Source organism: Corynebacterium sp. sy017 (genome assembly GCF_017918135.1).
GTDB lineage: Bacteria > Actinomycetota > Actinomycetes > Mycobacteriales > Mycobacteriaceae > Corynebacterium.
In genome coordinates this window covers 329,679-343,465 of record NZ_RZUE01000002.1, presented here as the reverse complement: position 1 = coordinate 343,465, position 13,787 = coordinate 329,679, and the positions used below count along the sequence as shown (strand labels likewise).

Genomic DNA, 13,787 nt, shown 5'->3' with positions numbered 1-13,787 from the left:
AATTCCCCAGATTGCAACCAAATCGCAACCAACATGAAACAAAGACGAAACTCTCCCACCTTTATACCCCTTATGCCCCACGCCAGTTCCCGCAGCTATGCCCCGTTCTCATCCCTCAAACAGCCATGCCCCACGCCAATTTCCACCACTATACTTCACGCTTATCACGGAAAAATTCCTGTAGCAGCTCTTGGCATTCCTGTTCTAGCACACCGCCACGCACATGAGTATGGTGCAGCACTTTCCTATCACGCACCACGTCGAACACAGATCCAACGGCTCCCGTTTTAGGTTCATAAGCACCAAAAATAATGCTACCAATCCTTGCCCCGACTAATGCGCCGGCACACATTGTGCATGGCTCTAGGGTCACCACTAAGGTGCAGTCACTCAAACGCCAACCATCATTATGAGCTACAACGGCTTGTCGGATAGCCAGCATTTCTGCGTGAGCAAGTGGGTCGGAGTCAATCTCGCGCCTATTGACCCCTTGTCCTATGAGAGTGCCGTCGGGAGCGTAAATATGTGCTCCGACGGGGACATCACGTGGGTTGGTGGTGCGTGCCAGTGCTAAGGCTTTGCGCATATATTCCTCGGCGCGCACGCATCCTTCCTGCTTTGCCATTCTCACTAGAGTCCCACTACTTTGTTGAACTCTTCCTCAAAACCTAATTCTTCGGCGATTCTTTGGAGCTGTTCGCTTGCCCACCAGTCAGTTTCGTCGCAGATCACATTCATGACTTGCTCGCTTAAACCGAGGTCAGCAAGGATTGCGAAGTCGCCTTCTGCCCACGGTTCCATTGTGTCGCGTTCTGCCGAATCAATGTCGGGCATCTCGACGGCTAACTCCTCGAGTATGGCTGCTGCGTAGTCGTCGTCGATCGCTGCGGTGGCGTCGGAAAGCAAAAGCCGCACCCCTTTTGGTGTGGGGCGCACGATAACGAAATAATCATCATCAACGCTGAGCAGAGCAAATGCCGCTTCTTGTGCCCGCAAATCGCGTACTGCCTGGATAGCGGTAGTAATGCTGCGGAAATCATCGGCAAAGGTGCGTACCTGCCATTGCGCATCTACTCGTGCAACTGTCACTGCAAAATCGTGCTTCATACAGCTAACCATAGTGGGAATGTGTCACACTTGTCAGGTGACTTCTCTTATTATTTCTCGCCCAGTGTGCATTATTGGTTTAGGTCTTATTGGTGGCTCCTTGCTCAGATCCTTAACGCAGCAGAATATCCCAGCTTATGGCTTTAATCGTTCCCCCTCAGGCGCAAAGGCTGCGCGCAAAGATGGGTTCGACGCTAGTTCTCATCTCATTGAGACACTAGAGCGTGCCGAAAAAGATAATGCACTCATCGTATTGGCGACTCCCATGCCGGCGATTGATTCCCTCTTGGCTGATATTGCCACTTATGCGCCTTCTTGTGGCTTTACCGACGTCGTGAGCGTGAAAACTGAGGTGTATAACCTCGTGTGCAAGCATAATATGCAAGATAAATACGTTGGTGGTCATCCTATGGCAGGAACAGCCAACTCCGGTTGGTCGGCTTCTGTTGATGATCTCTTCCGCGGTGCGGCATGGGTTATTACTTTTGACCATGCTGTCGATGCGCAGGACAAACCTAGCAAGGCGTGGATTTCGCTATGGAATGATGTTGCGGCAATGGCGCTTGCTGTGGGGGCTGAGGTGATTCCTGCTCGGGTTGCCCAGCATGATGCTGCGGTGGCGCGCATTTCACATTTGCCGCATTTACTTGCAGAAACTCTGGCAATTATTGGTGACAATGGCGGCGCGTTGTCCCTTTCCTTGGCTGCGGGTAGTTTCCGCGATGGCACACGGGTTGCTGGCACGGAGCCCTCTTTGGTTCAGGCAATGTGCGAAACTAATGCCTCCGCCCTCTTAACCGCGCTCGACGAAGCCCTGTCTCTTTTATCAGATACCAGGCAGCAGCTACTCAAGGATTCTCCCTCTATCCATGAGCTTGCCGACGCCGGGTACCGGTCTAGGATTCGCTATGAGGCGCGCTCTGGTGCCAGGGATACCGACTCTGTAAGCCCGGCGAAAATATCACATCGGCCAGTGTTTCGGGTGCATCCAGGGGCTCCGGGGTGGGTAGGTACATTGATTCAAGCGGAAAATTTAGGTGCTCGGATAGAGGTTTTTTAACCTGGAAACCGCGCGGATATTTCGGTGAGCATTCGGCAAGTATTAGGTGAGTGTTGCTTTACTTCCACAAAAATGTTAGTTTGTTGATATGTCAATTATTAAAGATATTGCACTTTTAATCTCTCGTGTCATCCTTGGTGTTATTCTCGTTGCCCACGGCTGGGATAAATTCCAAAACCTTGATGGGGTAACAGCCATGTTCACCCAAGTTGGCGCACCAATGCCAAATCTGAGCGCACTAGCTGCAGCTAGCATCGAACTTGGGGGCGGAATTTTGCTTATCCTCGGACTCCTTACCCCAATTGCCGGCGTCCTAGTATTCCTGGTTATGCTCGGCGCAGCCATCCTGGTACACCTAGAAAATGGCATTATGGCAGCCGATGGCGGCTGGGAGCTTGTTGGCGCAATTGGTGTAGCCGCGCTAGCACTAGCAGCAGCTGGTTCTGGCACATTCGGTATCGACCAGATCTTCCGACGCTCAAAGTCCAAGGATCCTAAGGTAGCACATACCGCAGAACAATAATGCAATAATCACATTTTTAATCATCTCACCACCGCAGTGCAGCATTGCACTGCGGTTTTTATTATCTGCAAACTATCTGCAATAAGTTCACGCAAAATTTTCCATCACTTTTCCCGCAAGAAACCACAGACCATCAACCTTAGTGATGGACCTTGGGGAGAGCGCTCCCCCCTTGGTGTGTCGTATCGATATATGACGCACCAGCCACAACATCACTCAAGGAATATGCAAGGAATTTAAGGGATAACTGTGAAAAAGAAAGTTCTCGCCACGTTTTCAGCTGCAACGTTAGTGTTCTCACTCACCGCTTGTGCACAATCATCTGACACTGAAACTGCTCATTCATCCGATAATACCCTCGTGGTATATACCAATTCTAATGCCGATGGTCGTGCCCAGTGGCTCACCGAAGAAGCCAAAAAAGCTGGATTTGATATCCAGATTGTTGGTCAGGGAGGCAGCGATACCACAAATAAGCTCATTGCCGAGCAAGGAAATCCTGTCACAGATATTGTTTTCGGTCTTAACAATATGTACTTTGAGCAGCTCGAATCCGAAGATATTTTGCTTGATTACACGCCGCAATGGTCAGATAAGGTTGATGAAAAACTTGGCGATAACGATAGCGAACATTCATATTGGCCACTCGTTCAACAAGGTATCGTGTTAGCCTATAATGCCGATAAACTCAGCCCAGAAGAAGCACCACAGGATTGGACTGATCTAGGCACAAAAGAAAAATTCCATGGTCACTACCAAACTGAGTCGGGTCTTGGGGGCGCGACCACAGCACTTGTAGTTGCCGGAATCCTGTCACGTTTTAGAGATGATAGTGGTGAGCTTGGGGTATCAGACAAAGGATGGAAGCAGATTGAATCATTCTTTGCCAATGGCTCCCCTTCTGTTCCAGATACTGACCTCTACGCCCGAATGAAAGACGGGGAGGTCGATATGGGGCAAATGTGGTCTTCGGGTATTCCAGCTTTTGAGCAAGAGTACAAAATCACAACTGGCATTGTAAAACCAAAGGTAGGAGTACCTTATGCCGTTGAACAAATTGGGATTGTCAATGGCAGTGACCGCACAGAACAAGCACAAAAGTTTATCGACTGGTTTGGTAGCGCCCAAACGCAGATAGCATGGTCGGCACAATTCAACTCTATGCCTGCCAATAAAGATGCTATTGCGCAAGCTGACCCAGCCATTGTTAATTTTCACAATGAATTACCCCAACAAGATATTGATTGGGATTTTGTGCGCGAAAACATAAACTCCTGGATCGAAAAAATCGAGCTTGAATACTTATAAGGGCAGCAACCCAGCAGCCCCATACGTCGCATAGCATCAACGTGCATAGATCAGAGCGGAAAGATTGCCCCAGTGATTACTTACCAAAACATAGACGTCGCTTTTCAGGATTTTACGGCAGTGAAAGATCTCAACCTACACATTAATGAGGGTGAATTTTTCACGTTCCTCGGTCCATCGGGGTGCGGTAAATCGACCACACTACGTACTTTGGCAGGTTTTGTGGAACCACGTTCTGGAAAAATACTCGTCGACGGCACAGATGTTACGCATCTGGCGCCTAATAAGCGCAATATAGGTATGGTTTTCCAGAATTATGCACTCTTTCCGTCGATGAGTGTGCGGGAAAACATTGCTTTCGGGTTAAAAGTTGCCTCACTGCCACGCAAGGAAATAGCGCAACGGGTACATGAAATTGCAGAGAAAGTGAAACTGCACAGTACAGAGCTCGATAAAAATCTCGATGAACTATCCGGTGGTCAGCAGCAACGAGTGGCTATTGCGCGTGCCCTTGTTATGCGCCCAAAGATTCTTCTCCTCGACGAGCCTTTGTCTAATCTCGACGCAGCGCTACGGCAACAATTGCGCTTAGAACTTAAAAAGCTACAAGCCGAATTTGGCATTACCACTATTTATGTCACGCATGACCAAGAAGAAGCACTCAGTATGTCCGATCGTATCGCGGTGTTTAATCATGGGAAAATAGAACAGATCGGAACCCCTACAGAAATCTATGAACGCTCAGCCACCGAGTTTGTGTGCAATTTTGTTGGCGCGTCTTCTGCCCTAACAGAGGTCATACTGACTGCCCTCAATAACCAAGGAGCAGCACTTCGCCCCCAAGCAAGCAGCTATATTAGAGGGGAGAAAATCGCATTTGTTCCCTTCCACCACGCGCTCCCCTTGCGCGGGAGGGTCGTCGCACAGCACTATCAAGGGATAACCTCTACCGCCATTGTTAGTATGCACGAGGATCCGCAATGCCAACTCAGCGTTATTTATGCTAATGACCAGCAGAGTTATCCTCAGGTTGGTCAGGAATGTACGGTGTTCATCAATCCGGCTGATGTTTTGCAATTTGACTCCGTCGCCAGTGCGGAAACAGATACTGAGGTGGCATAGATGAAGAAAAAACTCAGTCTGTGCCTCATTGCCCTTGTCTTGGCATGGGCAATTTTCACTTTCCTTATCTGGCCGCAAGCTAATCTGCTATTTTCCATATTCTTCCCCGATGGGCATTTTTCTTTCGACGCGGTGGAAAAGCTCATAAAATCACAACGCACTACTAGATCCTTGATAAATAGTGTGTTGCTTGCGCTCTTCCTTTCAGTCAGCAACAATCTCGTAGGTATCTTCATTGTGCTTGTCACCAGGTATTTTCGTATCTATGGTGCACAATTATTATGGCTAGGTTTCGCCACGACATTCATCTATGGCGGTGTAGTGCTCGCTGCTGGATACAAGTTCATTTATGGCGCCAAGGGCATTGCCACACAACTCTTATCCAGTTTTATTCCGGGACTAGATCCGCATTGGTTCCAAGGATTCTGGGCTGTCGCTTTTACGATGACACTCGCCACTACCACCAATCACCTCCTCTTTGTCTCGGCAGCATTAAGAAAAATAGATAATCAAACCATTGAGGCGGCTCGGAATATGGGAGCGTCGCATTTGCTCATTCTGCGTCGCATTGTCTTACCGACGCTCGCCCCCACCCTTTTTGCGGTCACTATTCTTACTTTCCTCACCGGTCTTGGAGCACTGTCCGCGCCGCAAATCCTGGGTGGACGCGAATTTCAGACGATAACGCCCCTGGTTCTCGCGTTTTCCATGAGTCAATCCTCTAGACAACTGGCTGCACTTTTAGCATTGAGTCTCGGACTGATCACCATTGGGCTCCTGGTTGTGTTTAATCACCTGGAAAAGTCGGGAATGTATTTCTCTGTTTCTAAGGTATCCATGCGACTACAAAAACAGAAAATCGACAATCCCATTGCAAACAATTTAATTCATCTACTCGCTTACTTCCTGTGGCTCCTCTACATCCTTCCCATTGCGCTAATCGTCATATTCTCCTTTATGCCACCAGCAGCCATTGCCGACGGGAAACTCAATTTCAGCGCCCTGAGTTTAGAAAATTACATACGCGTCTTTACTCACGACAATGCGCTACGGCCTTTCGTCGTCAGTGTTGGCTATGGCGTATTGGCTGCCCTCATCGCTACCGTGCTCATGCTTTTTGTTGCGCATATAGTGAGCAAATATCACACCGCACTTGCAAAAATACTGGAGTATGCACTACATATCCCTTGGCTATTACCAGCGACAATGCTCGCATTAGGTTTGATTATGAGTTACGATCACCCCACTGCACAATTAGGTGGCATGGTGCTTACTGGAACCCCAATCATATTGCTCATTGCCTATGTAATCGTGAAAATCCCATTCACACTACGCCTGCTCAAGGCGGCATTCAGCTCACTCAATTCCTCATGCGAAGAAGCTGCCACTCTGCTGGGCGCGAATCCGTTGTATATATTCCGACGTATTACATTGCCCGCAATCTTTCCAGCGACTGCAGCTGTTACCGCATTAAATATCACGAGTTTGCTTGATGATTACGATATGGCAGTCTTTTTGGCTCACCCACGCTATCAGCCCTTAGGGCTTATCATCCAAGCCAATACCACTGGTGCCGTAGGTCCTGAAGCTCATGCCAATACCCTTGTTTACTCGGTCTTGCTCATGATCATTTCTACTGTCACCATGTATGTAGTGTATGGACGTGCACATTCGGAAAGGTACACACGATGACTCCACCACATAATCGCATTACTATGGCTGATGTTGCTCGTGAGGCAGGGGTATCTCGTTCTTCGGTTTCGCGTGTGTTTTTGGGGCAGAAAAAAGTGTCTGCAGAAAATCGTCGGAAAGTACTGGAAGTTGCCGAGCGCCTGGGTTATGTTCCTAATGTTATTGCTAGTGAATTAGCCTCTCATCAATCTCGTACCGTCGGTTTGCTCCTGCGCGATGCTGCCAATCCTGCCTATGGGCTGCTTTTTACCGAACTACAGCGACAAGCTCAAGCTGCAGGGATCAATGTGGTTTCGATGACTATTTCTATTGATCGCCATGAGCAGCAGCATATTGCTAGTCTGAATCATTTATTAGGTATGCAAGTCGCTGGTCTTATTGTTGCCACAGGTAGTGTTCCCAGTGAGAAATTGGTGCCGTTTCATAATCGACTCCCCATTATTCGTGCTGGTCGCCCAGAGCCGACAGGAAAAATACACGCAGTTTCCTATGATGAAGTTGATGCTGGTACTCGCCTAGCGCATCATGTTGCACACCACGGACATCGTCATGTTGCGGTGATATGCACAGCACCAACAGCGTCTTATCCTGAGTGGGTACGAGCCAGCAGCATGATAACCACCTTAGCGGAACATAATGTTCAGGTCACCCAAATCCACGCCGATCACGATGATAATGGGCACAATCACCTGGCACAATGTCTTGACACTCCACGCAATGACACACCCATTACTGCAATTATGTGTCCCTCTGATGTCCGCCAACTCGAGGTCATCCGTTGGGCCAAGGCACGCGGTTTCGCCATTCCCGACGACCTCTCCATAACCGGTTGCGATGGTATTATGCCGGGGATTGACTTGTTAGGAATCTCCACCTACCGCATTGATGTTGCAGGAGTTGCCACGAGAGTAATCGAACACATTACTAACCTGATCTCAGCGCAGGCGCCACCTGCCACCATCATCAATGAAACCCTACCAGGCACACTCATACCTGGGCATACCGTCGCACAGCCACTACTGACCAATCACGCTTAAGGATTTTCATGTCTTTTACCTCTGCAGAACACCCAGCGCCAGAACATTTCCTTGTCCATTTCAGTGACACTCACTTTCTGGCACCACACACCACAACATTGCATGGTGTCGCACGCTATTATGATCACCTCGCACAGCTGTTGGAGAGTGTGGCGGAATATGCCATTGCGCCTGAGGCTCTCATTTTCTCTGGCGATTTGACTGATCATGGCGAGGAGCATGCTTATGCCTCACTGCGTGCGCTGGTCGAGCCTGTGGCACAACGAATGGGCGCGCGCGTTATTTGGATTATGGGCAATCATGATGACCGGACAAACTTCCGCCATATGCTTCTCGACGAACAACCCAGCAATCCACTAGCGCCCTGCGATAGTGTGCACTGGCTTGGCGGGTTACGCATTATTGCACTCGACACTTCAGTCCCTGGTCAGCACTATGGCGAGCTTAGCGACGCGCAACTAGAGTGGTTAGCCACTGAACTTCGTAGCACAGCACCAGAAGGCACTATTTTGGCCATGCATCACCCACCAATTCCATGTATCCAAGCACAAGCTCGGTCAGTGGAACTCCGAGGACAGCATAGGCTGAAAGAAGTGATTTACGGTAGCGATATTCGCAGTATTTTAGCTGGTCATGTCCACTATTCAACTTTTGCTACTTTTGCCGATATTCCGGTATCTGTTTCTATGGGAACCTGCTATACCCAGGATTTACTCACGCCAAAGCGTGGCACGCGTGGACGAGATGCAGGACAAGGAATGCATTTTGTTCATGTTTATCCCGACACCATTATGCATAGCGTCGTCCAGCAGCCCGGCGGAGAAACAGTAGGCAGATTCGTTCCTGGTGATGCCACGCAATAGCTGATTACAAGCCGATTACGCTACTGTGGGTTTTGGTGCAGGCTGTATATCCTTGAGCAGGAAAGCGAAAACAGCCAGGACGGCAGTAACGATACTTCCTGTGTGCATAATGAATACCACATTTTCAGCGTCGAAAACATACCCGAAGAAATAAGACGCCAATGAGAAACAATAAATGAGGAAAATATATGCCGGAATGCGTATTTCACGGTTATCTTCCGTAGTGGTTATTTTCATGAAGCGATTGAAATACACATTCTACACCCCATTACCAATGCCTAGCAATAATCCACCAAGGCATAATCCGAGCCACGACCAGGGCAAAAAGACACCGCCGATTCCTAAAGCAGTCAGTAGCGCACCTAAAGCCAAACCTGATTGGGTTCGTAGTCTAATTGAGCACAATTCAAGCGCAAGTGGTCCAAGTACCAGTCCGGTACTTATTGCGGTACCAATTGCACCAAACACCATTGTCCCCATGTCACGCATATTGAGAACATAAAGCACTACTCCCACATTCACGACTGAACCGAAAAATACAGTGCACAATGGTGTTATCAGGCGATTCCTCAGGCGTGTGTCACCAAGTAGTTCCACAAGACCGGAAAGAAAAATATGCTTCTTCTGCTGTTGTGTTTCAGTTTTATTAGCCGTCATTCCAGGAAAAATATCCGACCAGCGTATTGCACATAGTGCAGCGCTAAGGAAAGCGATAGCAGCCACCAATGCCACCACTGCGGAAAATCCCACATGAAATAGGAACCCAGTACAGGCGGGACCGGTCACAAAGCCTAGATTTCTCATTGTGGTTATCACACTATTGACCTGGTCAAAATGCTTTCCCTCGAAAGAATCCGCGATGATCACCATAATGACAGCCCACAAGAGTGCCCCCAACAATCCCATTAATCCTGAGCTAAAAATGAGCATATGCGGAGCGTCGAAAAGCGTAGCTGATAACGCCATGACACTGCCTTCACAGAGAAACACTGCGAAAATAATTGCACGACGATGCGCTATGCGAACAAGGAGTCGAGAACTTAATGGACCTGCCATGAGAGCGCCGATAGTTACTACGAGAAATAGAGTTACCGACATTCGGGCATCTATTGCAGAGATTTTTAGCAGCACAGCAGTAGCGAATATCTCATCCACCAGGCTACTCAATAAAAGAGCAACAGCCAGGACCATTGTCTTTCCCGATATTTTTACATTGCGCGCAATCATGAATTTTTATTATCCGCTACAGTCACACTCGCAGCAAAGGCCGCTGCTAGAGCTTTGCCATTGCGCTGAATATCAGCGTCATATTTTTCTTGTTCCTCGCGATACCAGGTTTCATCACCTCCGGAAAGCGATGCCCAATAACCAGCAGTACGTGGTGAAGCCTCAGGGTGGAATTGCACTGCAGTGATAGAACCGAGTCGGAAACTTTGCAGCGGGCAAGCAGCACTAGATGCTAAGAGCGTGGCACCTGCAGGCAACACAGTTACCGCATCGTGGTGCGAGAGTGGCAGGTGGGCTTTAGCGTCGAGGGCACCCAAAATGGGATCTGCCTGACCAGCTGAGGTCAAAACAATTTCGCGCACGCCCTCTTCGGCATGAGTGTGACTATTCACCACCACTTCACCGCCAAAGCAGTCAGCAATGATTTGATGCCCTAAACAAATGCCCATGACCGGGACATTCTGAGCCAAAGCCTGGCGCAGCAGGCGATGAAGATCAGGCAACCACGGGGACTGCTGAGCGTCGAGAGCATCCATAGTGCCACCAAGGATAAGAAGCGCCTCACCACATTCTCCTAATTGTGGAACTGGCTGTTCATAGAGCGCAATGAGTTGTATTTCCTGCCCAGCCTCCTGCAACCAAGTCTGGAATCTATCGAGGGTGACTTTCGGATCCGGTTGCATGACTGTGATCATTTTTACTCCCAAAGCTAAAACAAGACTAAGATATCTGTCATTAAATAGTTATGATGTAAACACTATAGCAAGCACAACACTACAACACCCACCAGCACTAAAGCAGCAAATGCTGACACATACCAACAAGTACAGACAGCCGCGCAAACACCCCACAAGAAAAGGAACCCACATGGCCGAGCTACTCACCACCATCAACGACACCATCTGGTCAACCCCACTCGTTATGCTCTTCCTTGCCGCCGGGATATTCTTCACCCTAAGAACCGGACTCATACAGGTACTCGGCTTACCCGACTTCTTCCGACAAATCCGACGCGAAAAAGCATCACAAGACGGACTCTCCCCATTCCAAACACTTATGGTATCCATGGCAGCTCGCGTCGGGATTGGCAACATAGCCGGAGTCGCCACCGCCATCGCCTTCGGCGGACCAGGTGCAGTATTCTGGATGTGGGTCATGGGATTCCTTGGCGCCGCCACATCCTTTATCGAATGCACCCTCGCACAAATCTACAAAGAACGCGACCCCGAAACAGGGCAATACCGAGGCGGACCTGCCTTCTACATCGAAAAAGCCTACGCCCACACCAAAGCCGCACCCATCCTCAAGATCCTTGCCCTCGTCGTGGCAGCAATCCACGCCATAGCCACCATATTCTTCCTCCCATCCATGCAAGCCAATGGCATCGCCAATGCAGTCACCACCGTCTGGCACCTCGACGCCCGCCTGATCGGGTTAATCCTCGCACTACTACTGGCAGTGATTGTCGTCGGCGGTGTACAACGCATCGCCCAATTCGCCAGTTTCATCGTCCCCTTCATGGCAAGCACCTACATCATCATCGCACTCATCATCATGCTCAGCCACGCCACACGCATACCAGAAGTATGTGAGCTCATCTTCAAGTCCGCCTTCGGCAAAGAAGAAATCTTCGCCGGCATCACAGGCTCCGCCTTTGCCTGGGGAATCCGACGCGGCGTATATTCCAACGAAGCCGGACAAGGAAACGGCGCCATGTTCGCAGGCTCCGCCGAAGTCAGCCACCCCGTCAAACAAGGCTTCGTCCAAGCCGTATCAGTTTACGTCGACACGCTACTCGTATGCTCCGCCACAGCCTTCATCATCATCTCCACCGATATGTTCAACGTATACAGCTCCACCGACGCATCCGGCAACACCCCACTGCTCTACCACGGCGCACTCGGCGACAACACCCCCGCAGGACCAAACTACGTCCAAGCCGGGCTCGACACCTTCATCGCCGGCACAGGACCTGCATTCGTCGCCATCGCCATCTGTTTCTTCGGATTCACCAGTGCCGTTGCCTGCTACTACCTTGCCGAAACAAACCTGTCATTCTTGCTGCGAAGTGGGGTTAAACGGCGAGGTTATGGCACTCAGCTTCCTCGGGTCGCTGCCCCGTTCTCCCGACGCATATCGTTCTCCCGGCGCATAGCCCAAGGCACGATTATCGCCGCCATGTTCATCGGGGCCACCAGCACACCCGGCGCCGCCTGGCTACTAGGCGACATCGGCATGGGCAGTCTCGCCTGGTTCAACCTCATCATCATTGTTGCACTACACAGGGTAGTTATCACCGCCCTCAAAGACTATCGACGCCAACGCGCCCAAGGACTCGACCCACAATTCCACCCCGAGAAACTAGGGATCAAGAACGCAGAGTTTTGGGTGGGGTGAGGGGTTATAAGAGGCGGTTTTGAGCGCGGAGCAGCATTACAATCTATGTTTTAAGTAGGATCCCTCAATCGTGAAAACTAATTAATTAGGAGCAACTTCCATGGTATTTACCCCTATCCATCGAGCTTTAGGATTCACAGCCGGAGATATCTCTCTTGAATTATTTAAGCAAGCTACTCAAAACCATGTCGAGGAGGTAGCTGATCTTGATTGGAAACGAGAGTTTTACAGTTTTCAGGATAAAAAGTGGGAAGAAAAAGCCGCTAAAGATATTGCAGCCATGGCTAATAGTGGTGGTGGGTGGATTGTGTTTGGAGTTGAAGAAGACGGTGAGCGTAATGCAGCATCGAAGATCTCTCCTGTGATATGGAATTCAGATATTCAACAACGCATACTCCGAGTTGCATATGCAAAAATTGGTCCGCCTGTACTTGGATTAGAGTTCCACCCTGTACCTGTTGATGATGAGAAAAGCGTAGTAGCTATGCATATCCCTGACTCGCCAGATGCACCTCATTTTGCACGTAAAGGTGATGACGCTTTCACTGCGCCACGTCGAAATGGACCACATACTGTATTCATGAGTGATCGAGAAATTGAACGTGGTTTTCGTGAAAGATTCCAATACGTCGATAATCAAGAGAAGTTATTACAGGATAAATTCAGAGAAGCTTCCCAATCTCTGTATGCAGAAAAAGGAGTGTTCATTGCTTTTGCTGCTCTTCCGAATGTGCCAATCCGGCATCGCTCTGCTCCGACACAAGATGATATACATGAACTAAATTATCAACGATCAATTCCTTTTATGTTTGGACAAAATGTTTCTTCTTATCTTTCGAAATGGAAAAGCCGTGATATTAGCAAAGGAATGCGCCAATGGAAAATTCGTACTGCTGCTCAAGCTGACGCGCAATCTCGAAAGTCACTTCAGGACGATGCTACAGTTCTTGCTGCTTATCAACTAGGCAACTATATGAAAAACGAAAAAGCTAAAACAAGCTATCCCGTTGGTCTAGTCAATCACTGTATTTCTAGGGATATTGAAGCTACTGTCATCGACTTTGTGTCTCTACTTCGTGCCTATGCTGAAAACCGACAAGCCAATGGTGGTTACCGAATTCGGGTTGGACTCGTAGGAGTTGAGAATCAACCAATTTATATACGAACTCGTGAAGAAGGTAATCACTTTCTTATCTCAGAAGAGTTCTCAGAACCAATCATGAGTTTCCAACCCGTCACCATTGAATTAGACCCTCTAATACCTCCGCAAAACCTACTTCCAGAAGTAATTGATTTGACACGAGATTTAATCAATCAAGGTGGAGTCCAACATTTTGAGATCATGAAAAATGTGGATGATCATCTCAAGTCAAAGTAAGCAGTAGACGATAATTCCTAAAGATACAAAGTATAGACTCACCACAGCTTTCCGCACAGTGGTGAGTACTTAT

General features: G+C 48.9%; 14 protein-coding genes. 9 read left to right on the top strand and 5 right to left on the bottom strand.

All coding sequences use genetic code 11. From position 1 onward, the window contains the following. Window positions 1-148: 148 nt before the first annotated feature. Together EML15_RS05025 and EML15_RS05020 are read right to left on the bottom strand one after the other, a co-directional pair. Complete coding sequence (locus tag EML15_RS05025) at window positions 149-625, bottom strand: nucleoside deaminase (protein WP_144273759.1); 477 nt, start codon at window positions 623-625, stop codon at window positions 149-151. 5 nt (window positions 626-630) lie between these two features. Further along, complete coding sequence (locus EML15_RS05020; RefSeq protein ID WP_144273758.1) at window positions 631-1,107, bottom strand: tRNA adenosine deaminase-associated protein; 477 nt, start codon at window positions 1,105-1,107, stop codon at window positions 631-633. A gap of 37 nt (window positions 1,108-1,144) precedes the next feature. Here EML15_RS05020 and EML15_RS05015 point away from each other — a divergent pair, with 37 nt between their 5' ends. From EML15_RS05015 to EML15_RS04985, 7 genes are all read left to right on the top strand, one after another. Continuing rightward, the gene (locus tag EML15_RS05015; protein ID WP_144273757.1) at window positions 1,145-2,167 is read left to right on the top strand and encodes a prephenate dehydrogenase; all 1,023 of its coding nucleotides are present in this window, start codon (window positions 1,145-1,147) and stop codon (window positions 2,165-2,167) included. Between the two features lie 88 nt (window positions 2,168-2,255). Further along, on the top strand, window positions 2,256-2,690 hold the full coding sequence (locus tag EML15_RS05010; protein ID WP_144273756.1) for a DoxX family protein: 435 nt from the start codon (window positions 2,256-2,258) through the stop codon (window positions 2,688-2,690). Window positions 2,691-2,939: 249 nt separating this feature from the next. Next, complete coding sequence (locus tag EML15_RS05005; RefSeq protein WP_210471995.1) at window positions 2,940-3,998, top strand: extracellular solute-binding protein; 1,059 nt, start codon at window positions 2,940-2,942, stop codon at window positions 3,996-3,998. Between the two features lie 72 nt (window positions 3,999-4,070). After that, window positions 4,071-5,120: an ABC transporter ATP-binding protein gene (locus tag EML15_RS05000; protein WP_144273754.1), complete on the top strand. Its 1,050-nt coding sequence runs from the start codon at window positions 4,071-4,073 to the stop codon at window positions 5,118-5,120. Continuing rightward, the gene (locus EML15_RS04995) at window positions 5,121-6,812 is read left to right on the top strand and encodes an iron ABC transporter permease (RefSeq protein ID WP_144273753.1); all 1,692 of its coding nucleotides are present in this window, start codon (window positions 5,121-5,123) and stop codon (window positions 6,810-6,812) included. It abuts the gene before it with no gap. Next, window positions 6,809-7,849: a LacI family DNA-binding transcriptional regulator gene (locus EML15_RS04990; protein WP_144273752.1), complete on the top strand. Its 1,041-nt coding sequence runs from the start codon at window positions 6,809-6,811 to the stop codon at window positions 7,847-7,849. The genes EML15_RS04995 and EML15_RS04990 overlap by 4 nt, the downstream gene beginning before the upstream one ends. 8 nt (window positions 7,850-7,857) lie before the next feature. Next, a complete protein-coding gene (locus EML15_RS04985; protein ID WP_144273751.1) occupies window positions 7,858-8,712 on the top strand; it encodes a metallophosphoesterase in 855 nt (284 codons plus the stop codon). Between the two features lie 15 nt (window positions 8,713-8,727). Here the strand turns inward: EML15_RS04985 and EML15_RS04980 are convergent, their stop codons facing one another. Genes EML15_RS04980 through EML15_RS04970 form a run of 3 tightly spaced genes read right to left on the bottom strand, consistent with a single transcriptional unit; the run spans window position 8,728 to window position 10,634 of the window. After that, the gene (locus EML15_RS04980) at window positions 8,728-8,949 is read right to left on the bottom strand and encodes a hypothetical protein (RefSeq protein ID WP_144273750.1); all 222 of its coding nucleotides are present in this window, start codon (window positions 8,947-8,949) and stop codon (window positions 8,728-8,730) included. Window positions 8,950-8,970: 21 nt separating this feature from the next. Continuing rightward, a complete protein-coding gene (locus EML15_RS04975) occupies window positions 8,971-9,939 on the bottom strand; it encodes an MFS transporter (RefSeq protein ID WP_144273749.1) in 969 nt (322 codons plus the stop codon). After that, window positions 9,936-10,634: a type 1 glutamine amidotransferase gene (locus tag EML15_RS04970; RefSeq protein ID WP_144273748.1), complete on the bottom strand. Its 699-nt coding sequence runs from the start codon at window positions 10,632-10,634 to the stop codon at window positions 9,936-9,938. Before EML15_RS04970 ends, EML15_RS04975 begins: the two co-directional genes overlap by 4 nt. Window positions 10,635-10,806: 172 nt before the next feature. Here EML15_RS04970 and EML15_RS04965 point away from each other — a divergent pair, with 172 nt between their 5' ends. Together EML15_RS04965 and EML15_RS04960 are read left to right on the top strand one after the other, a co-directional pair. Next, complete coding sequence (locus EML15_RS04965; protein WP_144273747.1) at window positions 10,807-12,336, top strand: alanine/glycine:cation symporter family protein; 1,530 nt, start codon at window positions 10,807-10,809, stop codon at window positions 12,334-12,336. 100 nt (window positions 12,337-12,436) lie between these two features. Then, window positions 12,437-13,714 carry an ATP-binding protein gene (locus EML15_RS04960; RefSeq protein WP_144273746.1) on the top strand — a complete coding sequence of 426 codons (1,278 nt, stop codon included), beginning with the start codon at window positions 12,437-12,439 and terminating at the stop codon, window positions 13,712-13,714. Window positions 13,715-13,787 lie beyond the last annotated feature (73 nt).

What these genes read in the sequence shown, in the direction of transcription:
- EML15_RS05025 (WP_144273759.1), bottom strand. Translation starts at nt 625, where the DNA reads ATGGCAAAGCAGGAAGGATGCGTGCGCGCCGAGGAATATATGCGCAAA.
- EML15_RS04985 (WP_144273751.1), top strand. Translation starts at nt 7,858, where the DNA reads ATGTCTTTTACCTCTGCAGAACACCCAGCGCCAGAACATTTCCTTGTC.
- EML15_RS04960 (WP_144273746.1), top strand. Translation starts at nt 12,437, where the DNA reads ATGGTATTTACCCCTATCCATCGAGCTTTAGGATTCACAGCCGGAGAT.
- EML15_RS04980 (WP_144273750.1), bottom strand. Translation starts at nt 8,949, where the DNA reads ATGAAAATAACCACTACGGAAGATAACCGTGAAATACGCATTCCGGCA.
- EML15_RS04975 (WP_144273749.1), bottom strand. Translation starts at nt 9,939, where the DNA reads ATGATTGCGCGCAATGTAAAAATATCGGGAAAGACAATGGTCCTGGCT.
- EML15_RS04990 (WP_144273752.1), top strand. Translation starts at nt 6,809, where the DNA reads ATGACTCCACCACATAATCGCATTACTATGGCTGATGTTGCTCGTGAG.
- EML15_RS04965 (WP_144273747.1), top strand. Translation starts at nt 10,807, where the DNA reads ATGGCCGAGCTACTCACCACCATCAACGACACCATCTGGTCAACCCCA.
- EML15_RS05010 (WP_144273756.1), top strand. Translation starts at nt 2,256, where the DNA reads ATGTCAATTATTAAAGATATTGCACTTTTAATCTCTCGTGTCATCCTT.
- EML15_RS05020 (WP_144273758.1), bottom strand. Translation starts at nt 1,107, where the DNA reads ATGAAGCACGATTTTGCAGTGACAGTTGCACGAGTAGATGCGCAATGG.
- EML15_RS04995 (WP_144273753.1), top strand. Translation starts at nt 5,121, where the DNA reads ATGAAGAAAAAACTCAGTCTGTGCCTCATTGCCCTTGTCTTGGCATGG.
- EML15_RS04970 (WP_144273748.1), bottom strand. Translation starts at nt 10,634, where the DNA reads ATGATCACAGTCATGCAACCGGATCCGAAAGTCACCCTCGATAGATTC.